Below are 26,333 nucleotides of genomic sequence, written 5' to 3' on the forward strand. Positions count from 1 at the left end.
TCCCTGCGACGGGTCAGTAGTCTACCGGCAGCGGGTCGAGGCTACGCCAGATGTACCAGGTGGCCACCGATCGGAACGGCGCCCAGGCGTCGCCGACCTCTCGAGCTTCGGCGCGCGAGACCGGTTCGCCGCTGAAGTAGTTCAGGCTGATGCCCTTGAGCAGGCCGAGATCGTCCAGCGGCAACACGTTCGGGCGCATCAGGTGGAAGATGAGGAACATCTCGGCCGTCCAGCGGCCGATGCCACGGATGGCGACGAGTTCCTCGATGATCGCCTCGTCGTCCATCTGCTGCCATTGCCTGACATGGACGCTGCCGGATTCGAAATGCTGCGCCAGGTCCAACAGGTACTCGACCTTGCGCGCCGACAGACCGGCGGCGCGCGCGTCATCGACCGCGAGTTCGAGCACCGAGGCCGGCTTGAGCCGGGTGCTCGGCTCGGGCATCAGCGCGACGAAGCGTTCCCAGACCGACTGCGCGGCCTTCACCGAGATCTGCTGGCCGACGATCGAGCGTGCCAGCGTGGTGAAGGCGTCGCCGCGACTCTGCAGACGCCCTTCGCCGAACTGCGGGATGAGCTTGCGCATCACCCGGTCGCGACGCGACAGGTGGCGGCACGCGTCATCCCAGTAGTCGGGGGTGGTCCCCGCCTTGGCCGGCGCCACGGGGTCAGCCCTTCACCCAGGTGGTGCCCTGCGGCGTGTCCTTCAGGACGATGCCCTCGGCGGCCAGTTCCTGGCGAATTCGGTCGGCCAGCGCGAAGTCGCGCGCCGCCTTGGCCTGCGCGCGCGCGGTGATCCGCGCGGCGATGGCCTCTTCGTCCACACCGCTGCCAGCTTGCAGGAAACTGCGCGGCGGCTGTTGCAGGATGCCCAGCGTGGCGGCCAGGGCCTTGAGCAAGGCGGCCGTCTGCGCCGAGCGCGTGCGGTTGACATCGCCGGCCAGGTCGAACAGCACGGCAAAGGCCAGCGGCGTGTTGAAGTCGTCGTTCATCGCAGCGCGGAAGGCGGCCGCTTGCGGCTGGTTCCAGTCGACTTCAGCCGCTGGCGCCGGGTCGATGCCGTCAAGTGCGGTGTACAGCCGTCGCAGCGCGCTGCGCGCGTCGTCGAGGTTCGCGTCGCTGAAGTTGAACGGGCTGCGGTAGTGCGTGCGCAGCATGAAGAAGCGCAGCGTCTCGCCGTCGTAATGCTTGAGCACGTCGCGGATGGTGAAGAAATTGCCCAGCGACTTCGACATCTTCACGTTGTCGACATTGAGGAAGCCGTTGTGCATCCACACGTTGACGAACTTCGTGCCGTTGGCGCCCTCGCTCTGCGCGATCTCGTTCTCGTGGTGCGGGAAGATCAGGTCGAGCCCGCCGCCATGGATGTCGAAGTGCTCGCCGAGCAATGTGCAGCCCATCGCGGAGCACTCGATGTGCCAGCCCGGACGGCCGCTGCCGAAAGGGCTGGCCCACTTGGCGTCCTGCGGTTCGCTGTCCTTCGCAGATTTCCACAGCACGAAGTCCAGCGGATCCTCCTTGCCGTCGAGCACGGCCACGCGCTCCCCGGCGCGCAACTGGTCGATCGACTTGCCCGACAACTTGCCGTAGCCGGGGAACTTGCGCACCGAATAGTTCACGTCGCCATTGCCGGCACGGTAGGCAAGGCCCTTGGTTTCGAGCGTGGCGATCATCTCCAGCATCTGTGGCACGTACTCGGTGGCACGCGGCTCGTGCGTCGGAGGCAGGACGCCCAGCTTGCCGATGTCCTCGTGCATCGCCGCCGTCATCTCGGCGGTGAGTTGGCGGATCGGGATGCCGCGCTCGACGGCGCGCTTGATGATCTTGTCGTCGATGTCGGTGATGTTGCGCACGTAGGTGACCTGGTAGCCGAGCGTGCGCAACCAGCGAAAGACCATGTCGAACACGAGCAGGAAGCGCGCGTGGCCGACATGGCACAGGTCGTAGATCGTCATGCCGCACACGTACATGCGCACGTGGTTCGGCTCGATCGGCGTGAAGGTCTCGATGTCCCGCGAAAGGGTGTTGTGAATGCGCAGCGTCATGGGCCGATCGGCGGGGAAATCGCGGGGCTCGAGACAGCGCCATCCGCGGCTGCCTCGACGGCCCCACGACGCGTCCGGTCGAGGGGCCTGAACTAGAATCGAATCAGTATAGCGGGACGGCCCGGACGATCGTGTCGAGGCAAACCGCAATGTCCGCCCACCCCCCCTGCCCCCGCATCGTCGAATGAGGATCCTGCGTTCCTGGCTGATCTGCCTCGTGTTCGCCGGCGGCGCCGCATGGGCCGACGAGGCCGCAGAGGTGCAGCGGCTGCATGCCGCCGGCCAGACCGCCGAGGCCCTGCAGCGCGCCGAGAGGTACCTTGACACGCAGCCCAAGGACGCGACGATGCGCTTCCTCGTCGGCGTGATGCTCGCGGAAACGCAGCGCAGCACCGAGGCGCGCACGGTCTTCGAACGGCTCGTCGAGGACTATCCCGAACTGCCCGAACCCTACAACAACCTCGCCGCCCTGAAGGCGGCCGCAGGCGATTACGACGGTGCCAAGGCCGCGCTCGACCAGGCCCTGCGCGCCAATCCTTCGCTGGCCGCTGCCCACGAAAACCTCGGCGACGTGCAAGTGATGCTGGCGATGCGCGCCTACGGTCGCGCCCTGCTTCTCGAGCCGAACAGCCGCAGCCTGCCGGGCAAGCTCGCCCTGGTGCGTCAGCTGCTGCAGGCACCGGCCCGCACGACGCCCTGAGATCCAACCATCCCACCCAGGAGATCTGCCACATGATGTTCCGCCGAATCGGTCCTGCCCTGCTCGCCGCCACGTTGGCCCTGGGCACCCACCTCGCCGCGCAGGCGCAGACGGTCAAGCTCGCCACCAGTGCCGGCGACATCGTGCTCGAGCTCGACGCCGCCAAGGCGCCGAAGACGGTGGCCAACTTCATCGACTACGTGAAGGCAGGCCACTACGACGGCACCATCTTCCACCGCGTCATCCCAAACTTCATGATCCAGGGCGGCGGCATGACCGCCGAGATGAAGGAGAAAGCCACGCGCGCACCGATTCCGCTGGAAAGCCGCAATGGCCTGGACAACAGGCGCGGCACGGTGGCAATGGCGCGAACCATGGACCCGAACTCGGCCACCGCGCAGTTCTTCATCAACGTACAGGACAACGACTTCCTCAACGCTGCGCAGTCGCGCGACGGCAACGGCTACGCGGTGTTCGGCAAGGTCGTCGCCGGCATGGAAGTGGTCGACAAGATTCGCGCTGTGCCCACCGGCAACAAGGGGCCGTATCAGAACGTGCCGCTGCAGCCCGTCACCATCAACAAGGCCACCGTGGAGAAATGACATGAGCACCAAAGTTCAACTGCAGACGAGCAAGGGCGACATCACGATCGAGCTCGACGATGCCAAGGCGCCGGTCACCGTCGCCAACTTCGTCGAGTACGTGAAGGCCGGCCACTACGACGGCACGGTGTTCCACCGTGTCATTCCCGGTTTCATGATCCAGGGTGGCGGCTTCGAGCCCGGCATGCGCCAGAAGGCAACCCGGGCGCCGATCGAGAACGAGTCGCACAACGGCCTGACCAACGACCACTACACGATCGCCATGGCACGCACCTCGGCGCCGCACTCGGCCAGTGCGCAGTTCTTCATCAACGCCACCGACAACGGCTTCCTCAACAAGGCGCAGTCGCAGGACGGCTGGGGATATGCGGTGTTCGGCAAGGTCGTCGCCGGCGCCGAGGTGGTCGACGCCATCGAGAAGGTGAAGACAGGCCGCAGCGGCGGCCATGGCGACGTGCCGCTGGAGGACGTGCTCATCCAGCGCGCGACCGTGCTCGCCTGAGGCGGCTTCGCTGACGATGACGCATCCGCCGCCGCTGCCGGGCTTCTGGGAGCTGGACGCGCCGGCGGACTGGACGGCGATCGACTTCATCAGCGACCTGCATCTCGCGCCCGACACGCCACGAACCTTCGAGGCCTGGGCGACCTACCTGCGCGAAACGCCGGCATCGGCGGTATTCATCCTCGGCGACCTGTTCGAGGTGTGGGTCGGCGACGACGCCCGCCATGCGGGCTTCGAGGCACGCTGCGCCGATGCACTGGCGGAGGCGGCCACGCGCATCACCGTCGCCTTCATGTGCGGCAACCGCGACTTCCTCGTCGGCGGCGAGTTGCTGCGCGAGTGCGGGGTGCGTGCGCTGTCCGACCCGACGGTGCTCGTCGCCTTCGGTGAGCGCCTGCTGCTCGCGCATGGCGATGCGCTCTGCCTCGACGACCACGAGTACCAGGCGTTCCGCCGGCAGGTGCGCTCGAGCGCCTGGCAGCGCGACTTTCTTGCCAAACCGCTGGCGGAGCGGCAGCGACTGGCCCGCGCCATGCGCGACCACAGCGAACAGCGCAAGCGCACCGCGACGAACGAAGCCTGGGTCGACATCGACAAGGCCACCGCCGTGCGCTGGATGCACGAGGCCGGCACGCCTACGCTGGTCCATGGCCACACGCACCGTCCGGCACACGAGGACCTCGCGCCCGGTTTCGTGCGCGAGGTGCTGAGCGACTGGGACTGCGACAGCGCCGAACCGCCTCGCGCCGAGGTGCTGCGCCTCAAGCGTGCGGGGCTCGACCGCATCCCGCTGGCAAGATGATCGCCGGCTGGTGGCGCCGGCGGCGCGAAGCCCGGACCCTCGAGCGGCGAGCCATCCCCGATGCGCTCTGGCAGCTCACGCTGGCGCGATTTCCCTTTCTGGCCACCCGCTCGGCGGGCGACCTGCAGCGCCTTCGCGAACTGTCCACCCTCTTCCTCGCCGACAAGGAATTCGCCGGCATGCAGGGACTGGAGATCGACGACGGCATGGCGGTCGCGATCGCTTCGCAGGCCTGCCTGCCCATTCTGCGGCTCGGACTTGCGCAGTACGACGGCTTCAAGGGCATCGTCGTGCACCCCGACGTCGTGGTGGCACGCCGCGAGGTGATGGACGAGGACGGGATCGTGCACCACTACGACGAGGAACTCTCCGGCGAGGCGATGGAAGGCGGCCCGGTGATGCTGTCGTGGCGCGACGTGGCCGACGCCGGCGACAGCGCGGCCTGGGGCTACAACGTCGTGGTCCACGAGTTTGCCCATGTGCTCGACATGCGCGACGGGGCCGCCGACGGCGTGCCGCTGCTGCCCGACCGCGCGGCGCGGGCCCGCTGGCTGGGCGTGCTCGAGCCGGAATGGTCGGCGTTCTGCGCGCGCATCGATGCCGGCGAGCAGACCGCGATCGATCCCTACGGCGCGGAGGCGATCGACGAGTTCTTCGCCGTGGCCTCGGAGTTGTTCTTCGTCGACGCCGCGTCGCTGCAGGCCGAACATCCCGCGCTATACGACCTGCTCGCCGCCTACTACCGCCAGGACCCGGCCGGCGCGCCGAAATGACGAAGGGGCCCGAAGGCCCCTTCGTTCACCGTCAGAATCGCATCAGGCGGTCGCCGGCTCCGCTTTCGGCTTGTCGCTCTTCTTCGGCGGCGAGATGTCGAGCACCGGCTTGCCGTCGGGGTCGATATCCACCGTCAGGCGACCGCCGTCGACCAGGCGCCCGAACAGAAGCTCGTCGGCCAGCGCGCGGCGAATGGTGTCCTGGATGAGCCGCTGCATCGGCCGCGCTCCCATCAGCGGGTCGAAGCCCTTCTTGGCCAGGTGCTTGCGCAAGCCGTCGGTGAAGGTGACCTCGACCTTCTTCTCGGCCAGCTGACTCTCGAGCTGCAGCAGGAACTTGTCGACCACGCGCAGGATGATCTCCTCGTCCAGCGCGCGGAAGCTCACGATCGCGTCGAGGCGGTTGCGGAACTCGGGGGTGAACAGGCGCTTGATGTCGCCCATTTCGTCGCCCTGCTCGCGCGCGCTCGTGAAGCCGATGGTCGCCTTGTTCATCGTCTCGGCGCCGGCGTTCGTCGTCATGATGATGATGACGTTGCGGAAGTCGGCCTTGCGCCCGTTGTTGTCGGTCAAGGTGCCATGGTCCATGACCTGCAGCAGCACGTTGAAGACGTCCGGATGCGCCTTCTCGATCTCGTCGAGAAGCAGCACGGCATGGGGCTTCTTGCTGATCGCCTCGGTCAGCAAGCCGCCCTGGTCGAAGCCCACATAGCCCGGCGGCGCGCCGATCAGGCGACTCACCGCATGGCGCTCCATGTACTCCGACATGTCGAAGCGGATCAGCTCGATGCCGAGGATGTAGGCGAGCTGGCGCGCCACCTCGGTCTTGCCCACGCCAGTCGGACCCGAGAAGAGGAACGAACCGATCGGCTTGTCCGGGCGTCCCAGCCCCGAGCGCGCCATCTTGATGGCCGAGGCCAGCGCCTCGATTGCCGGCTCCTGGCCGAACACCACGCTGTTCAGGTCGCGGTCCAGGCTCTTGAGCTTGCTGCGATCGTCGCTGGACACGCTGGTCGGCGGGATGCGCGCGATCTTTGCCACGATGTCCTCGACCTCGGCGCGCGTGATCGTCTTCTTCTGCTTGCTCTTGGGCAGGATGCGCTGTGCGGCACCGGCCTCGTCGATCACGTCGATCGCCTTGTCGGGCAGGTGGCGGTCGTTGATGAACTTCGCCGACAGCTCGGCCGCAGCTTGCAGCGCGCCGAGCGCGTACTTGACGCTGTGGTGCTCCTCGAAGCGCGACTTCAGGCCCTTGAGGATCTCGACTGTCTGCTCGACGGACGGCTCGACCACGTCGATCTTCTGGAAACGTCGCGACAGCGCCGCGTCCTTCTCGAAGATGCCGCGGTACTCGGTGAAGGTGGTCGCACCGATGCACTTCATCGAGCCGGAGCTGAGCGCCGGCTTGAGCAGGTTGCTCGCATCCAGCGTGCCGCCCGAGGCGGCGCCGGCGCCGATCAGGGTGTGGATCTCGTCGATGAAGAGGATCGCGTTCGGCTGATCCTTCAGGTGCTTGAGCACCCCCTTGAGTCGCTGCTCGAAATCGCCCCGGTACTTGGTGCCGGCGAGCAGGGCGCCCATGTCGAGCGCGTAGACCACCGACTGCGCCAGCACTTCCGGCACATCGTTCTGCGTGATGCGCCAGGCCAGACCCTCGGCGATGGCGGTCTTGCCCACGCCGGCCTCGCCCACCAACAGCGGGTTGTTCTTGCGCCGGCGGCAGAGGATCTGGATGACGCGCTCGACCTCGTGCTCGCGGCCGATCAGCGGGTCGATCTTGCCTTCGCGCGCGAGCTGGTTGAGGTTCTGCGTGAACTGGTCGATCGGCGAGCCCTTGCCCTCGCCCTCTTCCTTCTCGCCCTCGTTGCCGGCGCTGCCCTCGCTGGGCTTGGCCGGTTCCGGCGGATCGCTCTTCTTGATGCCATGGGCGATGAAGTTGACCACGTCCAGGCGGGTCACGCCCTGCTGGTGCAGGTAGTAGACGGCATGGGAATCCTTCTCGCCGAAGATCGCCACCAGCACGTTTGCGCCGGTCACTTCCTTCTTGCCGCTGCCGGTGGACTGCACGTGCATGATCGCGCGCTGGATCACGCGCTGGAAGCCCAGCGTGGGCTGCGTATCGACCTCGTCGGTGCCGCCCACGGTGGGGGTGTTCTCCTTGATGAAGCCGGCGAGGCTCTTGCGCAGATCGTCCACGTTGGCCGAGCAGGCGCGCAGCACCTCCGCGGCCGAGGGGTTGTCGAGCAGTGCCATCAGCAGGTGTTCCACCGTGATGAACTCATGGCGCTGCTGGCGCGCCTCGACGAACGCCATGTGCAGGCTGACTTCGAGTTCCTGGGCAATCATGCGGCCTCCATAATGCACTGCAAAGGGTGACCGCCGCGCCGAGCGGCAGCCAGCACCAGTTCAACCTTGGTCGCGGCAACGTCCTTGGAGTAGACGCCGCAGACGCCTCGACCCTCATGGTGAATCTTCAGCATGATCTGGGTCGCGGTTTCGAGGTCGCGTTTGAAGTATTCCTGAAGCACCATGACGACGAACTCCATCGGCGTGTAGTCGTCATTCAGCATCACCACCTGGTACATGCGAGGCGGCTGGGTGCGCTGCGTCCGGCGTTCGGCGACGACCGCTCCCTGCCCGTCGTCGGGCAAGCCCTTGCCGGGAGGCACGGGCGGGATTGGCGGGGTGTCGTCGGGCATGAAAACATTCTATCGAGTTGACCGTGGTCCCGGTCAGTGCAGCGGATATTGCACCATTCGTGCCAATCACAAGGGTGCGAAATGGCACCCAAAGTCCGGCTGCTCGCGGCGCGTCCGGGCCCGGTGGCAACCGTGCCGCCGCAGCTTCCTTGACACGTCGGCGAGCCGCATTCGAGAATCCCGGCTGCTTTGAGGAGAGCAGCCATGCTGATCGGCACCGTGAAGTGGTTCAATGACGCCAAGGGCTTCGGTTTCATCGAACCCGAGGGCGGCGGCGAGGATGTCTTCGCGCACTTCTCGGCCATCCAGATGGAAGGTTTTCGCACCCTGAAGCAGGGCAGCAAGGTGCGCTTCGAGCTCGTTCAGGGCCCGAAGGGTCAGCTGGCGCAGAACATCCGGCCTGTCGACATGGCCGAGCGTCAGGTGAACGCTGTCGGCGTGACGGTTTCTGACGACTGAACGCGTCGCGTCGGCAACTCGGGGCCCGCGCTGCGGGCCCCGTTCGTTTGCGGGGCAGGAAGCGTCACGCCTAGCGCGTGACCGTGAAGGCCTTGGGCAGCACGCCACCGGAGCCAACCCGGACGTCCCAGACGGGGTTGCGCCCGGGGTTCTTCTTCTTCGGCACCGTCACCGTCGCGGTGATCGTGTCCAGCGACTCGGTGTCAGTCACCAGTTGCACGTTGCTCGCCACCGGGCGCACGCCCTGGCCGCCCTCGAAGCTGATCGGCATGCCGGCCGCGAAGCCGTAGCCCGTCAGCGTGACCTGCACGGTCGTGCCCAGGCTGGCGGAATTCGGCGTGATCGACGTCACGGTCGAGCAGCTGCCGCTGAAGTCGAGCACCGTCACCATGCTGGGCTTCTTGATATCGAGCAGGACACACGAGGCGTTGTCGGACTTGTCGCTCTCGACGATGTTCGCTTTCGGATCGATGTCGATCTTCAGCTGGTAGATGCCATCGGCGTTGTCGGTGAAGTCGATCTCCTGGCCGCTCAGGTGAGCGCCGTAGGTGTCGCCCCAGCCGACCGACATGCCCTGGACGAAACGTCCGCAGCTGCTGTACACCGCCGACGCCGGCGCGCCCGGCAGCGCGCTGTTGACCTTGGTGTTGTCCATCACGCAGAAGGTCGTCTTCGCGCCGATGCGCTGCGAGCCCCCGGGTGCGTTGACCGGCTGCAGGGTGTACAGCGCGTAGTCGTCGAAATGGATGTGGTCGTGGCCGGGGTGGTATTCGAACCAGCCGGCGTCGTGCAGGAACGCGCTGCCGTCGCTGAGGTAGATGCGCTGGCTGACCTTCTGCCTGCCGGATCCGGTGTCCACCGCCCCTGCCACGAGTTCGAGCGGACCGGTGCCGCTGTTCCAGCTGGTGGTGGCGAAGCGCAGCGTGGTGGTGCCGTCGCTGCTCGAAACCAGCGAGATGTTGCCGGCGGGCCAGGCTTTCAGGTTCGGCGGCAGGTCCACCACGGTCTGCGCCAGGACGGCACCCGATGTGGCCAGGCCGAGGGTGAGACTGCCGATCAGGCGGGTGAGCGGGTTCATCGCGTGGGTTCTCCAGGGTTCCGAGGCGCCCGCGGAGGCACGCTGGCCTCCGCGGGGCGGCGTCGCAAGTGCGGCGGTACGCCTACTACTTGCAATCCGGGTCCGTCTTCGTATCGCACGGCGGGGGAGGAGGAGGTGTCACCCCGCAGGTGAAGTCCGACAGCACCAGCCTGCCCGGCAGGTTGGTCGACGCGCCCAGCAAGGAGCCCGAGGCCGTGCAGTAGAAGTGCTGGTTTGACTTGTTGACTGTCGACGCACTGACCGTGCAGCTGTTGCCGGAGGACCAGGTCGCATTCAGTGTCCCCGGGCCGGCCCCGCCGGTCTGGTTGTTGACGAAGTGCCAGGTCCCCGTCGACGCGCCGCAGGACTGCCCGCTCAGGTTGCTGAGGTCCGCCGCCGAGGCCGACACCGCCAACACACCCAGCACCAGGGCCACGGGTGCCGCCAAGTAACGCTTCTTCATGCTCTTCTCTCCAGGTGGTGACCTGAATCGGGCCAGCTTTCGCGGCGGTCATTGCCGAGCCACCATGCCGATCCGAGGCCTTCGACAGCACACGCTGCTGCCAAGCGCTTTGCGGCGGCTCCGATGGTTCGATCAACCCTGCGTGGCCGACAGCAAACGCATGCACGATGGCATCGCGCGTCCGGACACGACATTCCACGAAAGAGGAACTCCCCCCCGTCCGCGGGGCACGGCCATGCCTTGCGCGACGCGCGGCACGTGGCGCATGTAACGGGACAGGGGGTGCCGCGGCATCGGGCCGCGGCCAGGTTCAGCCGAGGGCCGCCGCACCGGGGGCGCCGTGGGAGACGCCATGCAGGGCCACCTGGCTGCGGCGGCGCACGCCGAGTTTGCCGAAGACACTCTGCAGGTGCTTCTTCACCGTGTCTTCCATGATGCCGAGCCGGCGCGCGATCTCCTTGTTCGTGCAACCCTGGCGCAGGTGCGCCACGATCTCGGCCTCGCGCGGTGTGAGCGCATGGGGCCCTTCGCTGCCGGCGACGCCGGTGCCGTCACGATCGATGCGCACCGGTTCAGGCCAATCCACGTTCGCACGCTCGCGCAGCGCCTGCAAGAGAACGGCACGCGGCATCCAGAGTTCGCCGCGCCGCACCGCGTCGATCGCCCGCGGCCCCGCCGTGGGCAATTGCGCATCGAGCAGGTAGCCGTGGAAGCGATGGTCGAGCATGCAGTCGACGAGCGCGGCGCTGGGCCGTTCGCACATCAGCAGGACGCGCAGGCCGGGCAACTGGCGGTGGACCTGGCGCAGCACATGCCGCCCCAGCGCCGCCACGAACGGCCAATCGAGCAGCAGCACATCGGGCCGGCGCTCCAGCAGCGCCGGCAGCAGGGCCGTGGCGTCGAGGATCGGCGCGCCGGCGGTTCGGATCCCGGATCGCGTCGTCAGCACCGGGAGCAAGGTGGCGAGCAATCCGATGCGCCGCGTGGCGATCAGCACTGAGGCGGGCTGCGGCACCGAGTCTCCGGCGCCGGGCGCCGGGTAAGGACAGTTGCCCGCCGCGTCGCAGCTCCAGCAATCTGCCCCGCAGGGGGTCTGCGTCGACGCCAGCAGCGCCTGCGCCAGGTCGTCGAGCGCGTCGCCCACGGGCTGTCCGGTCGGTGGCCTGCGCGCACCAGCCCAGAACTCACGCAGCAGCGAGGTCACGTCGAGCGCCTTGCCGGACACCACCATCAGCATCACCACCTCGGGTGTGACCGCGCCGCCATGCCCCCGCCCCGCTTCGAGCGGTGCGTCATCCTGGCAATGCCCCGGCAAGGCCGGGTAGGCATATCGCAGTTCCATCGAGCCCTTTGTGACCGAAGGCAAACGGACCGAAATTAGCGGTTCGCCCATTTACCGTCGATCCCCTTGAACCGGGGGCGGGTGGACCCTGCCCCCCCAGGATTCAAGCAGGACTACGGCTGCGGTGCTCGCGCGCCCGCGGGGCGCAGCTTCACCGCCCGAAGAATGCCGCGCAGGATGTCGATGGGCGGTGGCGGACAGCCCGGCACCGCCACGTCCACCGGGATCACGTTGGCCACCTTGCCGCAGCTCGCGTAGCTCTCGCCGAAGATGCCGCCGTCGCATCCGCAGTCACCCACCGCGACCACCAGTTTGGGCTCCGGTATCGCCTCCCAGGTTCGGCGCAACGCCTCCTGCATGTGGCGCGACACCGGCCCGGTGACGAGCAGCATGTCCGCGTGGCGTGGGCTGGCGACGAACTTGATGCCCAGCCCCTCGAGGTTGTAGTAGGGGTTGTTGAGTGCGTGGATCTCCAGCTCGCAGCCGTTGCAGGAGCCGGCATCGACCTCGCGGATCGTCAGCGCTTGGCCGAGGATGGCCAGCAGGTCGTCGTGGATGCGCCGCACTTCGGCGAGTTCGGCGTCGTCCAGCCTCGGCGGCGCTTCGGTCAGGAGGCCGGTGCGGGTGATCTGGCGCAGGATCTGCCACATGGTCGGGTTCCGTCAGGCTCAGAGGTCGTGCCCCGAGTAGCTCAGGTTGAACGACTTGTTGATGAGCGGGAAGTCCGGGACGATGTTGCCGATCACGGCGTGCTCGAGCACGGGCCAGTTCTGCCAGGAGGGGTCGTGGCAGTGGCAGCGCACGATGCGGCCGTCGTCGCCCAGGTGCAAGGCCACCAGCACCTCGCCGCGCCATCCCTCGACCCACCCTGTGCCCTGCGCCGCCCGCGGCGGCACCCTCACCTCGCTCGCCAGATCGCCGTCGGGCAGGCTGCCGCACAGTTCGCGGATCAGGCGCAGCGACTCGAACAGCTCGTCGAAACGCAGGGCCACGCGCGCGGCGACGTCGCCGCCCTGTTGCGTCGCCTGCGTCGCCCCCAGGCGGCCGTACGGCTGCCAGCCAAGGTCGCAGCGCAGATCGCCCGCCTGCCCGCTGGCACGGCCGGCCATGCCGGTCAGGCCGAGGCGCGCCGCCAATTCCGGCGTCACCCGCCCGGTGGTCATGAAGCGGTCCTGCAGGCCGGCGTGCTCGTCGTAGATCTGGCGCAGGCGGTGCACATCGCGCTCGACCTCGTCGCACTGTCGCAGCATGGCGTCGCGCCGCGTCGGTACCAGGTCGTGCGCCACGCCCCCCGGCACGATGGCGTCCATCATCAGTCGATGCCCGAAGGAATCCTTCGACAGGCGCTGCCAGTCCTCGCGCAGGCGCGAGAACTGCGCCAGCCCGAAGGCCAGCGCCGCGTCGTTGCCCAGCGCGCCGAGGTCACCGAGGTGGTTGGCCACGCGCTCACGCTCGAGCAGCAGCGCACGCAGCCACTGGGCACGTTCGGGCGCCGGCACATCGCAGGCGGACTCCAGGGCCATGCAATAGGCCCAGGCATAGGCCACGGTGGAGTCACCCGACACGCGCCCCGCCAGCCGGTGCGCCTGCAGCGGCGTCAGTTCGGTGAAGCGACGCTCGATCCCCTTGTGCGTGTAGCCCAGCCGCTCCTCCAGTCGCAGCACCTTCTCGCCGACCACCGAGAAACGGAAATGTCCCGGTTCGATGATGCCGGCATGCACCGGCCCCACCGGAATCTCGTGCACGCCGTCGCCCTCGACCCTCACGAAGGGGTAGTCGCGGGGCAAGGTGCCGGCGTCTGCGCCCTCGGGCCGAGCGCGGGCCGCCAGCGGGGGCAGGCTGCCGCGCCACAGGCCGTGGTCCAGCCAGGGACGCTGGTCCCGGGCGGCATCGGCATGCAGGCCGCTCAGGTCGGCCATCGCGCGTTGCATGCGCGTCGCGCCGGCGAAGAGCTCCGACAGGTCCGGGAAGCCTTGCGCCGGCCCGGCCAGGGGCAGCGTCACGCACAGCAGGCCGTCCGGCGAGGCCAGGGCCGCGCACGCGGCCAACGCCCCCTCCTGGTCGTGGCGGTCGACGCCCCACATCGACACCAGCCGGCCACCCGGTCGTGCGTGCTCGCGCGCCACCGCCAGCCAGCCCTCGCGGTCCACGTCCGCATGCCAGATCGGCAGCGGCGCCGGCACACGACGACGCTCGAGATGCAGGTCCGACAGCGCCATCGCTCAGTGCCCCAGCATGGCCGCCGCCTGGCGGTACCACGCATCGAGATACGGCGGGACGTACAGCCCCAGCATCAGGCCGAGCGCCAGGTGCACGAACACCGGAATCAGCGCCGGTGGGTGGGCCAATGGCTTCAGGGTGGTCTCGCCGAACACCATGGGCTGGACGCGGCTGAACACCGACGCGAACGCCAGACCGAGTGCGACCAGCAGGAACGGCGTGGCCCAGGGCTGGTCGCGCATCGCCGTGGTGACGATCAGGAACTCGCTGGCGAACACCCCGAACGGCGGCATGCCCAGGATCGCCAGCGCGCCCAGCATCAGGCCCCAGCCGACGGTCGGGCTGACGCGGATCAGGCCGCGGATCTCGTCCATGATCTGCGATCCCGCCTTCTGCGTGGCGTGGCCGACGGCGAAGAAGATCGCCGACTTGACCAAGGAGTGCACGGTCATGTGCAGCAGCCCGGCGTAAGTGGCGATCGGACCGCCCATGCCGAAGGCGAAGGTCATCATGCCCATGTGCTCGATCGACGAGTAGGCGAACATGCGCTTGACGTCGCGCTGGCGGATGATGAAGAACACCGCCGCCACCACCGACAGCAGGCCAAAGCCCATCATCAGCCGCCCTGACAGCAGGCTGCTGTCCAGCGCACCGTCGGTCAGCATCTTGCAGCGCAGCACGGCGTACAGCGCCACGTTGAGCAACAGTCCTGAAAGCACGGCCGACACCGGGGTCGGACCTTCGGCATGCGCATCCGGCAGCCAGTTGTGCACCGGGACCAGCCCCACCTTGGTGCCGTAGCCGATGAAGAGGAACGCGAAGGCCAGCGTGATGATGTGGGGGTCGAGCTGTCCCTTGACCGCGTCGAGGTGGGTCCACAGCAGCGCCCCGCCCTCGGGCCCGATCACCTGCTCGGCCGCCATGTACAGCAGCACCGTGCCGAACAGCGCCTGCGCGATGCCCACACCGCACAGGATGAAGTACTTCCAGGCAGCCTCCAGGCTGGCGGCGGTGCGGTAGACGCTGACCAGCAGCACGGTGGTCAGCGTGGCCGCCTCCATCGCCACCCAGACGATGCCGAGGTTGTTGGTGGTCAGCGCCAGCAGCATCGTGAAGCTGAACAGCTGGTACATGCTGTGGTACAGGCGCAGCCGCGGCGGCGTCATCTTGCCGTGGTCGCGCTCCACCCGCATGTAGGGCCGGGAGAAGATCGAGGTGGTCAGCCCGACGAACGCGGTCAGCGCGACGAGGAACACATTCAGCGCATCGATGTAGAACTCGCTGTTCCACACCAGCATCGGCCCATGGTCGATCACCTGCACGGTCAGCACGCAGGCGGCGAGGAAGGTGCCGGTGCTGAAGGCCACATTGACGTCGCGGGCGTGGTCGCGATGACCCACGAGGCCGAGCACCAACCCGCCGACGAGCGGGATGCCGAGCAGGAAGGCCAGTGCGTTCAACTCAGTCGTCCTTGAGCTTTTCGAGGTGGCGGATGTCCAGGCTGTCGAACTGCTCGCGGATCTGGAACATGAACACGCCCAGGATCAGCACGCCGATCAGGACGTCCAGCGCAATGCCCAGTTCGACCACCATCGGCATGCCGTACGTCGCCGAGGTGGCGGCGAAGAACAGGCCGTTCTCCATCGCCAGGAAGCCGATCACCTGCGGCACTGCCTTGGTCCGGGTGATCATCATCAGGAAGGACAGCAGCACGCAGGCCAGCGCGATCCCCAGCGTGCCGCTGGCGAGCTTCGCGGACAACTGCGAAATCGGGATTGCCAGGTTGAAGGAGAAGATCACGACGCCGATGCCGATCAGCATGGTGGTCGGGATGTTGATCAGCGTCTCCACGTCCCAGCGGATCTGCAACCGGTCGATCACGCGGTGCAGCAGCCAGGGAATCAGCAGCACCTTCAGCGCGAAGGTCACGCCGGCGGACAGGTAGAGGTGCGGCTGGTCGGTCACGACCCCCACCACCGCGGTGGCCAGCACCAGCGTCGCGCCCTGCATCGTGAACAGGTGGATCAGCGACAGGACGCGGCGCTGCGAGATCATGGCGAACGCCAGGATCAGCAGCAGCGCGCCGAGCAGGTTGACGAACTGGGTGAGCAGCGCGGTCATGTCAGCTCGCCAGCAGCAGGTGGACCAGCATGCCGATCACCGCCAGCAGGAAGGCCGTGGCCAGGAACTCGGGCACGCGGAAGATGCGCATCTTGGCCGACAGCGCCTCCAGCAGCGCCAGCAGCACGCCGCCGATGGCCAACTTGAACAGCAGCGCGGGCAGTGCCAGCAGCATGGCCAGCGGTGCCTGCGCGTCGGCCACGCCCCAGGGGAAGAACAGCGCCAGCCCGATGCACGAATAAGCGAACAGCTTGAGGCTGGCCGCCCATTCGAGCAGCGCCAGGTGGCGACCCGAATACTCGAGGATCAGCGCCTCGTGGATCATCGTCAGCTCGAGGTGCGTGGCCGGGTTGTCCACCGGCACGCGCGCGTTCTCGGCCAGCGACACCATGGTGAAGGCCACGCCCGCAAAGGCCAAACCGGGATAGATCGCCAGTTCGCGGCGCGCCAGCGTCTGCACGATCGTCGTCAGCGAGGTCGACTGCGAGATCAGCGATGCCGAGAACAGCACCATCAGCAGCGCCGGCTCGGCGAGGAAGCCGATCAGCATCTCGCGTCGCGCGCCCAGCGTGCCGAACGAGGTGCCCACGTCCATCGCCGCCAGCGAGATGAACACGCGTGCCAGCGCGAACAGTCCCACCAGCGCGATGGCGTCGGCCGCCGGCGCGAGCGGCAGGTCGGTCGACAGGGTCGGGATGATGGCGCAGGCCAGCACCATGCAGCCGAACACCACGTATGGGGCGGTGCGAAACAGGCGCGAGGCGTCGTCTGCCAGCACCGATTCCTTGTTGAACAGCTTGTGCAGCATGCGGTAGGGCTGCCACAGGCTCGGCGCCGACCTGTTCTGCAGCCAGGCTCGCCACTGGTTGATCCAGCCGGTCAACAACGGCGCCAGCGCGATCGCCAGCACGATCTCCAGCAGTTGGGAGAGGAAGCCGCTCAGGCTCATCGCATCACCGCGAGCAGCGTCGCCACCAGCGTGACGAAGCTGTACAGCAGGTACACCGAGATGCGCCCCTGCTGCATCAGCGACGCCAGCCGCGCGAGGTACTGCGCGAGCGCGGCGATCGGCAGATACAGCCAACGCCAGAAGTGATCCTCGACCGTGACGCGGTAGCGCGGCCACTCGTCGAAGGGCGTGGGCAGGTCGCGGCGCATCAGGAAGAACGGTTCGAAGATCTGCCGGATCGGCTGGCCGAAGCCTTCGGCCGTGTCCTGCATGCGCGCCGTGCCCCAGGGGAAGCCGCAGGCCCATGGCAGGCTGCGCCGCAGACGCCCGTGGTACAGCACGCGCACCAGCACGAAGGCAAGCGCGAAGCTGGCCAGGATGCCGAGCAGGAAGATCACCGGCCCGTAGCTGGCCTGCTCCAGGCTGCTGGGGGCCAGCAGCCAGCCGCTGGCGGCCACCTGCTCGGCCAGCCCCGCACCGACGAGTTGGCGCGTCACCGGATCGAGCAGCCCGATGAACTGGACCGGCAGCAGGCCCAGCGCGATGCAGCCCGCCACCAGCCAGACCATGCCGGTGCGCTCGAAGCGCCCGGCGTCGTGGGCCTGCGAGAGCTTGTCCTCACGCGGCTGGCCCAGGAAGATGACACCGAAGAACTTCACCATCGTGTAGCCGGCCAGCGCCGCGACCAGCGCGATCAGCGCGGCCACCACCGGGATCAGCATGGTCAGCAGCGGCACCGGCAGACCCGGACTGAACAGGAAGCTCTGCAGCAGCAACCATTCGGAGACGAATCCCCCCAGGGGCGGCAGCCCCGCGCTGGCCAGCACCCCCAGCAGCATGAGCCAGCCGACCCAGGGCATGGTGCGGATCAGCCCGCCCAGCTTGCCCAGGCTGCGCTCGGAGGTGGCGTGCAGCACGCTGCCGGTGCCCAGGAACAGCAGGCTCTTGAAGAACGCGTGGCTGGCCACGTGGTAGAGCATCGCGGTCAAGGCCAGCGCCGCCATCGGCTGCATGCCGTAGCCGAAGAAGATCAGCCCCAGACCCATGCCGACGAACAGCAGCCCCATGTTCTCGATCGACGAATAGGCCAGCAGCCGCTTCATGTCGGTCTGCACCGCAGCGAAGACGACGCCGTACAGCGCAGTGGCCAACCCCAGGGCGAGCAGCAGCGCGCCCCACCACCAGATCTGCACATGCAGCAGGTCGAAGGCCACGCGCAACATGCCGTAGATGGCCGTGTTGAGCATCACCCCGCTCATCAGCGCCGACACCGGCGACGGCGCGGCAGGGTGCGCTTCGGGGAGCCACACATGCAGCGGCAGGATGCCCGCCTTGGCGCCGAAGCCGAACAGCGCCAGCAGGAAGCCCGCCGACGCCCAGAACGGCGACAGCGACTGCGCACGCATGTTGTCGAAGGTGTAGTCGCCGGTGTTCGCCTGCAGCACGCCGAAGCACAGCAGGATCGCGATGGCTCCGACGCGCGCCATCGTGATGTAGAGGTAGCCCGCGCCGCGCACTTCGGGGATGCGGTGGTTGGCGGTGACGAGGAAGTACGACGACAGCGCCATCGTCTCCCACATCACCATGAAGGCATAGGCATCGTCGGCGAGGACAACGCCCACCATGCTGGCCAGGAACACGTGGTACTCCAGGCACAGCAGCCCGGGTGGCGTGCCCTCGCCCTTGCGGAAGTATCCGGCGGCAAAGACCGAGATGCCGGCCGATGCCGCGCCGATCACCATCAGGAAGTAGGCCGACAGGCTGTCCAGCCGCAGGTGGAACGGCAGGCTCGGCAGGCCGACCGGCAGCACCGCCACCTCGGGCGCGCTGTGCAGCGCATCCAGCGACAGGCCGAACAGCGCCAGTCCGGCCAGCCCGCCCAGCGGGAACAGCAGATGCGCCACCAGGGCGAGTCGATGCAGCATCAGCACGCCGGCCGCGCCGATCGCCAGCCACGCCAGAGCGACCCCCAGCATCCAGTCGATGTGCAGCCACTGGCTGATCGGCGACAGGCCGGTCATGGTCAAGCCTTGCGCCGCGACCCGGACGCCTTGGTGGATGCCTTCGCCATGCCGCCGCGCTGCCGGGCGGAGGCTGCCTTCGGCGCCTTCGCCGGTGCGGCCGCGGCGGGCGCCGGCGTCTCGCTCCCGCTCGGCTCGTAGCTGACGCCATGCTGCGCGAGGTAGTCGCGGATCATCTGCCGCACCACCTGCGAGGCGGTCAGGTCCTGCTGCGCGCACAGGTGCTCGAAAGCGGCCTTCTTGTTCGGGTCGATGAGCAGCGTGAGTCGCGCGGTCTTGATCTCCATAGATCCTCGCTATGCACACGGGATGTTTAAGCCATGCACATGATATCCCAACACCGCCCGCGATCGGATCGACGCGATCAGGCGCCGCCGCGGCGCTGCCGCTCGGTTCACTGTCGGCGTCCACCGGGCTTGGGTACGAAGGACGGCTCTGCCGCGCGGCGCCGAGGCAACGTTCGTGGCGCGCCCACGTAGTGGGTCTTGAGGATGGGGCTGCGACGCGACGCCGGTCCAGCTTGCCCAGTTCAGGCAACTCGGCCAGCAGCACCGCCATGCTGGCTGCGCCGATGCCCGGCCCACTGGCCAGGGCCGCGGCGAGTTCGGCGTGGGGGCGCTGCACGTGCGCCGCCACGTTGGCATCGCAGTCACCGAGTTCTGTCTTGAGGAACTCGATGACGCGCTCGATGCTGGGCCCGGCGACGACGTGCGAGATGCGCATGCGCTGGCGCTCGGACGTGACCATCTGCACGAACTGGCGGCGCCGCAGCCCCAGGGCCTGCAGCCGCTGCAACACGGCGTCGGCCAGCGGCTTGGCGAAACGCTCGCGCTCGGGGTGCTGATGCAGCACTCGGACGAACGCCGCCAGCATCTTCGCGTCCAGCGCGTCGGTCTTGGCCAGCGCGCCCATGGCGCGGCCGAAGTCACGCGCGGTGCGCGGGTTGACCACCGCCACCGCCAGGCCGGCTGCCTGCAACGCGCACGCTGCCTCGAACTCGTAGCCGCCGGTGGCCTCCAGAACGGTCAGCGTCGGCTTGAGCGTCGACAACTGGCCGACCAAGGCCGCGCCTCCTCGGATCGCGTGGGAAGACCAGCCCGATGGTCGGGCCGGTACGGCACGGTGAGCGCGCCAGATTCAAGGCTGAATTTGGCGCGCTCGGGCGGCCAGGTCAGCCCTTCAGCTTGCGCATCTCCTCGGCCAGCATCCACAGCGCGCGGTTGAGGCTCACGCCGCGGTCGATGCTGCCCACGGGCCGGGTCTGCGGCCGGCGCCCCTGGGCGCTGCGGCCAGGCTGGCCACTGCGGATCACGTTCTCCTGCACGCGCTGCAAGGTCGTCCACAGACTGTGGCCGATGTCCCCGGGCCGCCGCGCCTCGATCAGCTGCTCGGCCGTGACGGGCGCGGGCCGGTGCCCTCCGGTTTCTCCCACGCCGCGCTCGCCGAAGCGCAGCGCCAGGGCGGCCGTCGCGAAGGCGATCTCCTCAGGCGGCTGGAGCTGCAGCGCCTTCATCGCCTCGGTGTGCTCGGGCACCCAGCGCCGCAGAGACGGACGAGCCCTGGCCTTGATGGCAGAACGTTGCTCCCTTACCGTGCGTTACCGCATAGACGGCGAACTTTCTTCCGCGTGAGCTAGTCTTCAGTGGGCCAGCGCACAGACAGTCGCTGAGCCCAAGCCTGGCGCCCCACTCGCAGCCGCCTACCACTGCGTGAGAGCGAGCGAAGGGGCCGCCCCCGAAACGATTCCGCCACCCCTGTGGGAGGGACAGCCATGTCCGCCAATTTCCTCGCCCGAGCGTCTCGCGCGCTCGGCGCCATCGTCTTCATGCTGGCCAGCGCCAGCGTGCTGGCCGCGGGCTACTCCGCGCAAGCCGGCCGGATCCTCGATCCGTCGGGCAAGGAACTGCAGATCCGCGGGGTGAGCCACTACGGCTTCAACGCCCTGATCCTGCAACCGCAGTACCTCTGGGCGATGGGCTGGAAAGAGCAGATCGCGCAGATGAAGAGCCTGGGCTTCAACGCGATCCGCCTGCCCTTCGTGCCGGACACGCTCTACAACGCCACGCCGGTCGACCAGCTCAGCTACATCGATGCGGGCAAAAACCCCGAGCTGATCGGCAAGACGCCGCTGCAGGCGCTCGACCTTTGGATGGCCGAGGCCGACCGCCAGGGCATGTACGTGATGCTCGACTTCCACAGCGTGTCGATGCAGCGCCAGTATCCGCACTGGTTCGTTTCCAACCCGGCCGACTTCGGCCTGGTCTACAACCGGCAGGCGTACACGAAGGAACACTGGCTGCGCGACCTCGTCTTCGTCGCCAAACGTTACGCCGGGCTGCCGCATTTCTTCGCCATCGATGTCTACAACGAGCCCAACGGCATCGTGCGCTGGAGCAGCGGCGACGCGAACGTGACCGACCCGGTCTACTACTGGAAGCCGGCCGCCGAGGCGGCCGCCTCGGCAGTGCTCGCGGCCAACCCGAACCTGCTGATTTTCGTGCAGGGCATCAACGGCAACTTCGACAGCCGCGAGATCTCGAACATCGCGATGAACTGGGGCGAGGACTTCCAGCCCCAGGCCTACCAGCCGCTGGACATCCCGGCCGACAAGCTGGTGCTGTCGCCGCACACCTACGGGCCCGACGTCTACGTCAAGTCATCGTTCGGCGCGGCCAGCTTCCCCGCCAACCTGGCGGCCGACTGGGAGACACTGTTCGGCCAGTTTGCCGGCAAGCACCCGGTGGTGCCCGGCGAGTGGGGCGGCAAGTACGGCAATGGCACCGGCGGCCAAGCCGACGTGGTGTGGCAGAACGCCTTCGTCGACTATCTCATCGCCAAGGGCATGCGCAGCAGCTTCTACTGGTGCTACACGCCCAACAGCGGCGACACGGGCGGCATCCTCGACGACCAGCTCCAGGTGCGGGCCGACAAGATGGCGCTGCTGAACAGGCTGTGGGGCGGCAGCCCGTCGTCGACGGCCGAACCGCCGCCCGCAGCAGCCGCGCCCTCGCCGGCTCCGCCTTCCGCGCCCGCACCGGTTGGCGGCGCGCCGGCGATCTCGAACTTCCTGCCCGCGTCGGGCCCGGCGGGAACGGTCGTCACGGTCAACGGCAGCGGCCTGGGCGGCGTGAGCCAGGTCTGGGTGGGCGAGGCGAAGAATGCGAACTTCACCGTGCTCAGCGACACGCAGGTGTCGGTGACCATCCCGGCCGGCGCCACCAGCGGCGCGATCGGCCTGCTGACGCCGACCCAGGCGGCGTTCACCGCCACGGCGTTCAGCGTCACCGGCGCGGCCACGGCTGCCGAATCGCCCAGCGGCGTGCCGACTGCAGCGGCACCCGAGGCCGCCGGCGCGGGCGCCGTCGATCCGGCCTACGGCATCGGGCTGCTGGCGGCGCTGCTGGCGCTCGGCCGTGGGCGCCGCGCGAGCGCCGCGACGTGCCGGCCCAGTGCGATGCCGGGCCGCTCGACGCCGGCATAACCCGCCGCCGACGCCAGCACCAGCAGCACCGCGCCGACGATGCCGACCGCGCCATGTGCGGCCGGCGACGACTGCGCGAACGCCGCCACCGGCGCGATCGCCCACAGCGCGGTCAGCAACAGCCCCTGCATCAGGTAGAGGCTGTAGCTGACCGTGCCCAGGCGCTGCGCCCCGCGGCCGCCGAGCAGGCCGAACAGGGTGGCGCCCGCGCACACGGCGTGGAAGAACACGCCGAGCAGCAAGGCCGTGCCGGTACCGTAGCCGCCCCCGGGCGCAGCGAACGCGCCGGCGAGGCACAGCGCGGCAACGCTCGATCCCAGCGCACGGGGCCATGCCCAGGCCGGCTGCGCGTGGCGCAGCGAAGCGACCACCATGCCGATCGCGAACAGCGCCGCGAGGCCCAGCGCATCCACCTGCCACAGCCGCTTGGCGGCCAGGCAGGCGAACAGCAGCACGAGCACCGCGCCGAGATGCCGGCGCCAGCGGGCCGCCGCCGCCCACACGGGCAGCAGCGCATAGAAGACCCACTCGTACCAGAGCGTCCAGGTCACGCCGGCGAGCACGTGCCGCGCCGCCTCGCCGTTGACGTCGGGCTGGGTGTCGATCAGGCCCAGCGCCAGCCACTGCAGCACCGCACCCAGCACCTGCGCCGGCGGCTCGCGCAGCGCGAAGCCGCTGCGCGCGAACACCACCCCGAGCATCGCGATCACGACCACCAGGTACATCGGCGCGATGCGGAACAGGCGGCCGAGGTAGAGCCGGCGCCAGCCCGGCCGACCCTGCGTGCGCAGCAGGCGGCCCCAGAAGAGGAAGCCGGTGACCATGAAGAACAGCGACACGCCCACCGGCCCGAGCGCGCCGACGAAGCGCGCGTCCGGCACGCGCCACTCACCGGTGGCGTGAAAGCCCGGCAGGATCGCCAGGTGAAAGGCGAACACGGCCAGCGCGAGGAAGCCGCGCAGGCCGTCGAGGGTCGAGACACGTTCGCCGCCGCCCGGCGGCTCGTCGAGGAAGCTGAAGAACGGCAGCGACACCAGCGCCATCGCCGCGGCCATCAGCGCGGGCACGACCCAGGGTGACAGGGCACTCATCGGGCCGGTCCTGGGTTCGACAGCGCACAGACCCGCCCTGCGGCCGTGGCTAGCGTGCCGCCATGACACCGAGCATCCGGCCTCGCCTGCGCACCGCCCACCGTCGAACCCCGTGGCTGATCGCCTGGGCCCTGTATGGCCTGTGCACGCAGGCGCAGGCCGCCTCCGACTGGCCGGCCTGGGACGGTTTCGCCGGCCGCTTCCTGCAGGCCGACGGCCGCATCATCGATCTGACCTTCGAGCGCAAGAGCACCTCCGAAGGCCAGTCCTACGGGCTGTTCTTCGCGCTCGTCGCCAACGACCGTGCCCGCTTCGACACGATGCTGAAGTGGACCTCCGACAACCTCGCCGAGGGCCAGCTCGGGCAGCGCCTGCCGGCCTGGCTGTGGGGGTTGCGCGAGGACGGCCGCTGGGGCGTGAAGGACCCGAATGCCGCCAGCGACGGCGACCTGTGGATCGCCTACAGCCTGCTCGAGGCGGCCCGCCTGTGGAACGCGCCGCACTATGCGGACACCGGCCGCCGCCTGCTGGCGCAAGTTCAGGCCAAGGAGGTGGCGCAGGCCGGCGCCAGCGGTCCGGTGCTGCTGTCGGGCCCGGTCGGCTTCGTGCTCGACAAGGGCCGCTTCCGCATCAACCCGAGCTACCTGCCGGGCTTCATGTTCCGCTATCTCGCGGTGGTCGATCCGCAGGGGCCGTGGCAGCCGATCTGGGACGGCTACCTGCGCCTGGCGCCGCAGATCTTCAGCGCCGGCGTGGCGCCGGACAACCTGGTGGTCGACTCGGCCGGCCGCGCCTGGCCCGACAGCGAGGCCGCGCCCTCGGGCAGCTACGACGGCATCCGCGTCTACCTGTGGGCGGGCATGTCCGGGCCGGGCAGCGCAGCGCTGGTCAAGCGTCTGGCACCCTTCGCCGCGCTGACGCGACAGCTCGGCGCGCCTCCCGAGAAAGTGAATCCGCTGACCGGCGCGGCGCTGCGCGCCGACTACTCGCCGATCGGCTACTCCGGTGCCCTGCTGCCCTTCCTCAGTGCGCTGGGCGACACGGCCGGGCTCGCACGGGAGCGCGAGCGCGTGCGCAACGCGCCGCAGAACGCCTCGAGCAACTACTACGACCGGGTGCTCGTGCTGTTCGGCACGGGATGGATCGAGGGCCACTACCGATTCGACGAGAAGGGCCGGCTGCTACCGCGCTGGTCGACGCGCTGAGCCGGCATCCGGCCAGGCGGCCGCAGCACCACTTCGCTGCCGCGCAGCACCCCGAACACGCGCGGCCCGCGCACCAGATAGCGGTGCGCCATCCGGACCGGGTCCTGCACCAGCCGGTACAGCCACTCGATGCCGAGTTGCTGCATCCAGCCGGGTGCGCGGCGTTCTTCGCCGGTGATGAAGTTGATCGATGCGCCGATGCACAGCGCGAGCCCGCGGGCGCGGCCGCGCTCGCGCAGCGCCTGGGCCAGCACCTCTTGCTGCGGCGAACCCACGGCCAGCAGGCAGAAGCGGAACGGGCTGTGCGCCTCGACGAAGCGCAGGCAGACCTGCACGGCCGCCGGATCGTGGATGAAGCCCATCCGCGGCACGAACTGCACCAGCTGGCGCAGGCCGTGGCGCTGCCTCAACTGCTGCGCCTGCGCCTCGGTGCCGCCGACCAGCACGATTCGGTCGTCCGGCGTGATCACCTCGCGCAGCAGGGCGGCCGTGAGGTCGCTGCCCGGGCACACCGGCAGCACCAGGCCGCGCGTGACGCGCAGCAGCCTGGCGACGAAGCGGCTGTCCAGCAGCACGAAGGCCGCGGCGGCGTATGACGCGCGGAACGCCGCGTCGTCATGCAGGCGGATCAGGTGGTCGGCATTCGGCGTGACGACATAGCCGAAGTCATGCCGGCCGAAGCACGCCGCGCGCTCGGTGAAGCTGGCCAGGTCGTAGCCATCGAGGCTGATGCATCGCGCCGACTTCGGCTGCGGCGTGGCCACGCGGAAGAATGCCGCGGCGCGCCGCAGCGACGCGCCGACCACCGCCAGCGCCAGCAGCACCAGGGTGACGATCCAGCGCGGCGCCATCGACTCGCCGGCCTGCACCATCCCGTCCAGCCCGCCTGCCGCCGGCTGCGCCAGCAGCCCGACCGGCACATGGTCGCCGACATAGGCCACGCCGGGCCGCACCAGGTCGGCGGCGAGACGGCGCGGGCACAACCCGATCGGCACCGACAAAGCCTTCAGCTGCTTGAGCACCTGCGGCAGGCGGTACTCGGCCTGAGCGGGCAGCGCCAGCACGATCCAGTCGATCTTGCGTGACTGGCCCAGCGCGACCAGGTCGGGCACTGTGCCGCGCGCACGCGCCTCGGACGGCAGCGCGCCCTCGAAGCCGTCGTCGAAGACGCCGAGCAGCTCGATGCTGTGGGCACTGTCGCGGCGCAGCGCGTGCACGAGCCGCTGCGCCGCCTGGCCGGCCCCCACCACCGCGATGACCTCGGTGAGCCGGCCGGCACGCTGCAGGCGCTGCAGCCCGCGCGCGACCAGCACGCGAGACAGGCTGGTCAGCAGCAGGCTGCCGGCCAGCCAGGACAGCAGCCAGGCCCACGGCAGCGTCTCCAGCACCCCGCTGGCCGCGACGAGTCCGAGCAGCAGCAGCACGAAGAGCGCGAAGCGCAGCGCATGCGCGCCCAGCACGGGCGCGCTGCGGCCGCTGCTGGCCCCGCCGTCGAAGCGCGGGTCGTCGAGGATGAACAGGGCCAGCACGGCCGCCACCAGCGCGGCAGTCAGGGCAGCGGCGCCGAGGTCGGCGCGCAGTCCTGCGCTGCCGGCCTGCATCGGCAAGGCCAGCCAGGCAGCGGCCAGCAGGCTCAGCGGATCGAGCAGCAGGAACAGCGCCGCGCTCATCGCCACGAGGTGGTAGCTCAGTCGCACCGGCGGCGCCGACGCAGGGCGCAGGAACCCGTCGCGGGACGCTGCCGTGCCGAACAGATGCTGGTTCATCCTGCCCTGCCCGG

General features: G+C 68.9%; 24 protein-coding genes and 2 pseudogenes. 8 read left to right on the forward strand and 18 right to left on the reverse strand.

What is annotated here, in order from left to right; genetic code table 11:
- Positions 1 to 13: 13 nt before the first annotated feature.
- Both Q0599_RS11265 and cysS read right to left on the reverse strand, forming a co-directional pair.
- The gene (locus Q0599_RS11265) at positions 14 to 664 is read right to left on the reverse strand and encodes a DNA-3-methyladenine glycosylase (RefSeq protein WP_298829485.1); all 651 of its coding nucleotides are present in this window, start codon (positions 662 to 664) and stop codon (positions 14 to 16) included.
- 4 nt (positions 665 to 668) lie between these two features.
- Positions 669 to 2,045 carry a cysteine--tRNA ligase gene (gene cysS / locus Q0599_RS11270; RefSeq protein ID WP_298829486.1) on the reverse strand — a complete coding sequence of 459 codons (1,377 nt, stop codon included), beginning with the start codon at positions 2,043 to 2,045 and terminating at the stop codon, positions 669 to 671.
- A 184-nt stretch (positions 2,046 to 2,229) separates the two neighbouring features.
- On the opposite strand from cysS, the gene Q0599_RS11275 reads away from it, so the two are divergent.
- Genes Q0599_RS11275 through Q0599_RS11295 form a run of 5 tightly spaced genes read left to right on the forward strand, consistent with a single transcriptional unit; the run spans position 2,230 to position 5,424 of the window.
- Positions 2,230 to 2,745 (forward strand): tetratricopeptide repeat protein, encoded by a 516-nt coding sequence (locus Q0599_RS11275; RefSeq protein WP_298829488.1) that lies wholly within the window; start codon positions 2,230 to 2,232, stop codon positions 2,743 to 2,745.
- Positions 2,746 to 2,777: 32 nt separating this feature from the next.
- Positions 2,778 to 3,347, forward strand: a complete 570-nt coding sequence (locus tag Q0599_RS11280) for a peptidylprolyl isomerase (RefSeq protein ID WP_298829490.1) — start codon at positions 2,778 to 2,780, stop codon at positions 3,345 to 3,347.
- A gap of 1 nt (position 3,348) precedes the next feature.
- Positions 3,349 to 3,849 carry a peptidylprolyl isomerase gene (locus Q0599_RS11285; RefSeq protein WP_298829492.1) on the forward strand — a complete coding sequence of 167 codons (501 nt, stop codon included), beginning with the start codon at positions 3,349 to 3,351 and terminating at the stop codon, positions 3,847 to 3,849.
- Between the two features lie 16 nt (positions 3,850 to 3,865).
- Positions 3,866 to 4,651 carry a UDP-2,3-diacylglucosamine diphosphatase gene (locus Q0599_RS11290; protein WP_298829495.1) on the forward strand — a complete coding sequence of 262 codons (786 nt, stop codon included), beginning with the start codon at positions 3,866 to 3,868 and terminating at the stop codon, positions 4,649 to 4,651.
- The gene (locus Q0599_RS11295; RefSeq protein ID WP_298829497.1) at positions 4,648 to 5,424 is read left to right on the forward strand and encodes a zinc-dependent peptidase; all 777 of its coding nucleotides are present in this window, start codon (positions 4,648 to 4,650) and stop codon (positions 5,422 to 5,424) included. The genes Q0599_RS11290 and Q0599_RS11295 overlap by 4 nt, the downstream gene beginning before the upstream one ends.
- A gap of 42 nt (positions 5,425 to 5,466) precedes the next feature.
- Here the strand turns inward: Q0599_RS11295 and clpA are convergent, their stop codons facing one another.
- Together clpA and clpS are read right to left on the reverse strand one after the other, a co-directional pair.
- Complete coding sequence (clpA, locus tag Q0599_RS11300; protein ID WP_298829499.1) at positions 5,467 to 7,770, reverse strand: ATP-dependent Clp protease ATP-binding subunit ClpA; 2,304 nt, start codon at positions 7,768 to 7,770, stop codon at positions 5,467 to 5,469.
- Complete coding sequence (gene clpS / locus Q0599_RS11305) at positions 7,767 to 8,123, reverse strand: ATP-dependent Clp protease adapter ClpS (protein WP_298829503.1); 357 nt, start codon at positions 8,121 to 8,123, stop codon at positions 7,767 to 7,769. The genes clpA and clpS overlap by 4 nt, the downstream gene beginning before the upstream one ends.
- 204 nt (positions 8,124 to 8,327) lie before the next feature.
- On the opposite strand from clpS, the gene Q0599_RS11310 reads away from it, so the two are divergent.
- The gene (locus Q0599_RS11310) at positions 8,328 to 8,582 is read left to right on the forward strand and encodes a cold shock domain-containing protein (RefSeq protein ID WP_298829505.1); all 255 of its coding nucleotides are present in this window, start codon (positions 8,328 to 8,330) and stop codon (positions 8,580 to 8,582) included.
- 70 nt (positions 8,583 to 8,652) lie between these two features.
- Here Q0599_RS11310 and Q0599_RS11315 read toward each other — a convergent pair whose 3' ends face one another.
- The 12 genes and pseudogenes from Q0599_RS11315 to Q0599_RS11370 form a co-directional block, all read right to left on the reverse strand.
- Positions 8,653 to 9,660: a lysyl oxidase family protein gene (locus Q0599_RS11315; RefSeq protein ID WP_298829507.1), complete on the reverse strand. Its 1,008-nt coding sequence runs from the start codon at positions 9,658 to 9,660 to the stop codon at positions 8,653 to 8,655.
- An 85-nt stretch (positions 9,661 to 9,745) separates the two neighbouring features.
- A complete protein-coding gene (locus Q0599_RS11320; protein ID WP_298829509.1) occupies positions 9,746 to 10,123 on the reverse strand; it encodes a hypothetical protein in 378 nt (125 codons plus the stop codon).
- A 310-nt stretch (positions 10,124 to 10,433) separates the two neighbouring features.
- The gene (locus tag Q0599_RS11325; RefSeq protein ID WP_298829511.1) at positions 10,434 to 11,465 is read right to left on the reverse strand and encodes a response regulator transcription factor; all 1,032 of its coding nucleotides are present in this window, start codon (positions 11,463 to 11,465) and stop codon (positions 10,434 to 10,436) included.
- A 113-nt stretch (positions 11,466 to 11,578) separates the two neighbouring features.
- Positions 11,579 to 12,115, reverse strand: coding sequence for an NADH-quinone oxidoreductase subunit B family protein (locus Q0599_RS11330; RefSeq protein WP_298829513.1), 537 nt, complete (start codon positions 12,113 to 12,115; stop codon positions 11,579 to 11,581).
- An 18-nt stretch (positions 12,116 to 12,133) separates the two neighbouring features.
- Positions 12,134 to 13,684, reverse strand: coding sequence for an NADH-quinone oxidoreductase subunit C (locus tag Q0599_RS11335; protein WP_298829515.1), 1,551 nt, complete (start codon positions 13,682 to 13,684; stop codon positions 12,134 to 12,136).
- Positions 13,685 to 13,687: 3 nt separating this feature from the next.
- Positions 13,688 to 15,145 (reverse strand): hydrogenase 4 subunit F, encoded by a 1,458-nt coding sequence (locus tag Q0599_RS11340; RefSeq protein WP_298829518.1) that lies wholly within the window; start codon positions 15,143 to 15,145, stop codon positions 13,688 to 13,690.
- A gap of 1 nt (position 15,146) precedes the next feature.
- Complete coding sequence (locus Q0599_RS11345) at positions 15,147 to 15,806, reverse strand: formate hydrogenlyase (RefSeq protein ID WP_298829520.1); 660 nt, start codon at positions 15,804 to 15,806, stop codon at positions 15,147 to 15,149.
- Between the two features lies 1 nt (position 15,807).
- Complete coding sequence (locus Q0599_RS11350; protein WP_298829521.1) at positions 15,808 to 16,755, reverse strand: NADH-quinone oxidoreductase subunit H; 948 nt, start codon at positions 16,753 to 16,755, stop codon at positions 15,808 to 15,810.
- Positions 16,752 to 18,776, reverse strand: coding sequence for a hydrogenase 4 subunit B (gene hyfB, locus Q0599_RS11355; RefSeq protein WP_298830436.1), 2,025 nt, complete (start codon positions 18,774 to 18,776; stop codon positions 16,752 to 16,754). Before hyfB ends, Q0599_RS11350 begins: the two co-directional genes overlap by 4 nt.
- Before the next feature lie 2 nt (positions 18,777 to 18,778).
- Positions 18,779 to 19,063 carry a ribbon-helix-helix protein, CopG family gene (locus Q0599_RS11360; protein WP_298830438.1) on the reverse strand — a complete coding sequence of 95 codons (285 nt, stop codon included), beginning with the start codon at positions 19,061 to 19,063 and terminating at the stop codon, positions 18,779 to 18,781.
- A gap of 490 nt (positions 19,064 to 19,553) precedes the next feature.
- Positions 19,554 to 19,838 (reverse strand): annotated as a pseudogene (locus tag Q0599_RS11365) (transposase); the annotation flags it as partial.
- 109 nt (positions 19,839 to 19,947) lie between these two features.
- Positions 19,948 to 20,304, reverse strand: a pseudogene (locus tag Q0599_RS11370) (DUF932 domain-containing protein); the annotation flags it as partial.
- A 243-nt stretch (positions 20,305 to 20,547) separates the two neighbouring features.
- Between Q0599_RS11370 and Q0599_RS11375 the strand changes: the two are divergent.
- Positions 20,548 to 22,257 (forward strand): cellulase family glycosylhydrolase, encoded by a 1,710-nt coding sequence (locus Q0599_RS11375; RefSeq protein WP_298829524.1) that lies wholly within the window; start codon positions 20,548 to 20,550, stop codon positions 22,255 to 22,257.
- Here Q0599_RS11375 and Q0599_RS11380 read toward each other — a convergent pair.
- A complete protein-coding gene (locus tag Q0599_RS11380; RefSeq protein WP_298829526.1) occupies positions 22,149 to 23,348 on the reverse strand; it encodes an acyltransferase in 1,200 nt (399 codons plus the stop codon). The two genes, Q0599_RS11375 and Q0599_RS11380, sit on opposite strands and share 109 nt — an antisense overlap.
- A gap of 62 nt (positions 23,349 to 23,410) precedes the next feature.
- On the opposite strand from Q0599_RS11380, the gene bcsZ reads away from it, so the two are divergent.
- Complete coding sequence (gene bcsZ / locus Q0599_RS11385) at positions 23,411 to 24,553, forward strand: cellulose synthase complex periplasmic endoglucanase BcsZ (protein WP_298829528.1); 1,143 nt, start codon at positions 23,411 to 23,413, stop codon at positions 24,551 to 24,553.
- On the opposite strand, the gene Q0599_RS11390 is transcribed toward bcsZ, so the two are convergent.
- Positions 24,502 to 26,319, reverse strand: a complete 1,818-nt coding sequence (locus tag Q0599_RS11390) for a WecB/TagA/CpsF family glycosyltransferase (RefSeq protein ID WP_298829530.1) — start codon at positions 26,317 to 26,319, stop codon at positions 24,502 to 24,504. The two genes, bcsZ and Q0599_RS11390, sit on opposite strands and share 52 nt — an antisense overlap.
- Between the last annotated feature and the right edge of the window lie 14 nt (positions 26,320 to 26,333).

Origin of the sequence: uncultured Piscinibacter sp., assembly GCF_937952055.1 — a bacterium.
GTDB lineage: Bacteria > Pseudomonadota > Gammaproteobacteria > Burkholderiales > Burkholderiaceae_C > Piscinibacter.

Excerpts from the sequence above, each read along its gene's own strand:
- Q0599_RS11285 (WP_298829492.1), top strand. The coding sequence starts at position 3,349 with ATGAGCACCAAAGTTCAACTGCAGACGAGCAAGGGCGACATCACGATC.
- Q0599_RS11375 (WP_298829524.1), top strand. The coding sequence starts at position 20,548 with ATGTCCGCCAATTTCCTCGCCCGAGCGTCTCGCGCGCTCGGCGCCATC.
- Q0599_RS11310 (WP_298829505.1), top strand. The coding sequence starts at position 8,328 with ATGCTGATCGGCACCGTGAAGTGGTTCAATGACGCCAAGGGCTTCGGT.
- Q0599_RS11320 (WP_298829509.1), bottom strand. The coding sequence starts at position 10,123 with ATGAAGAAGCGTTACTTGGCGGCACCCGTGGCCCTGGTGCTGGGTGTG.
- Q0599_RS11315 (WP_298829507.1), bottom strand. The coding sequence starts at position 9,660 with ATGAACCCGCTCACCCGCCTGATCGGCAGTCTCACCCTCGGCCTGGCC.
- bcsZ (WP_298829528.1), top strand. The coding sequence starts at position 23,411 with ATGACACCGAGCATCCGGCCTCGCCTGCGCACCGCCCACCGTCGAACC.
- hyfB (WP_298830436.1), bottom strand. The coding sequence starts at position 18,776 with ATGACCGGCCTGTCGCCGATCAGCCAGTGGCTGCACATCGACTGGATG.
- Q0599_RS11280 (WP_298829490.1), top strand. The coding sequence starts at position 2,778 with ATGATGTTCCGCCGAATCGGTCCTGCCCTGCTCGCCGCCACGTTGGCC.
- Q0599_RS11290 (WP_298829495.1), top strand. The coding sequence starts at position 3,866 with ATGACGCATCCGCCGCCGCTGCCGGGCTTCTGGGAGCTGGACGCGCCG.
- Q0599_RS11360 (WP_298830438.1), bottom strand. The coding sequence starts at position 19,063 with ATGGAGATCAAGACCGCGCGACTCACGCTGCTCATCGACCCGAACAAG.
- Q0599_RS11335 (WP_298829515.1), bottom strand. The coding sequence starts at position 13,684 with ATGGCGCTGTCGGACCTGCATCTCGAGCGTCGTCGTGTGCCGGCGCCG.
- clpA (WP_298829499.1), bottom strand. The coding sequence starts at position 7,770 with ATGATTGCCCAGGAACTCGAAGTCAGCCTGCACATGGCGTTCGTCGAG.
- cysS (WP_298829486.1), bottom strand. The coding sequence starts at position 2,045 with ATGACGCTGCGCATTCACAACACCCTTTCGCGGGACATCGAGACCTTC.
- Q0599_RS11390 (WP_298829530.1), bottom strand. The coding sequence starts at position 26,319 with ATGAACCAGCATCTGTTCGGCACGGCAGCGTCCCGCGACGGGTTCCTG.
- Q0599_RS11295 (WP_298829497.1), top strand. The coding sequence starts at position 4,648 with ATGATCGCCGGCTGGTGGCGCCGGCGGCGCGAAGCCCGGACCCTCGAG.
- Q0599_RS11345 (WP_298829520.1), bottom strand. The coding sequence starts at position 15,806 with ATGACCGCGCTGCTCACCCAGTTCGTCAACCTGCTCGGCGCGCTGCTG.
- clpS (WP_298829503.1), bottom strand. The coding sequence starts at position 8,123 with ATGCCCGACGACACCCCGCCAATCCCGCCCGTGCCTCCCGGCAAGGGC.
- Q0599_RS11380 (WP_298829526.1), bottom strand. The coding sequence starts at position 23,348 with ATGAGTGCCCTGTCACCCTGGGTCGTGCCCGCGCTGATGGCCGCGGCG.
- Q0599_RS11330 (WP_298829513.1), bottom strand. The coding sequence starts at position 12,115 with ATGTGGCAGATCCTGCGCCAGATCACCCGCACCGGCCTCCTGACCGAA.
- Q0599_RS11325 (WP_298829511.1), bottom strand. The coding sequence starts at position 11,465 with ATGGAACTGCGATATGCCTACCCGGCCTTGCCGGGGCATTGCCAGGAT.
- Q0599_RS11350 (WP_298829521.1), bottom strand. The coding sequence starts at position 16,755 with ATGAGCCTGAGCGGCTTCCTCTCCCAACTGCTGGAGATCGTGCTGGCG.
- Q0599_RS11275 (WP_298829488.1), top strand. The coding sequence starts at position 2,230 with ATGAGGATCCTGCGTTCCTGGCTGATCTGCCTCGTGTTCGCCGGCGGC.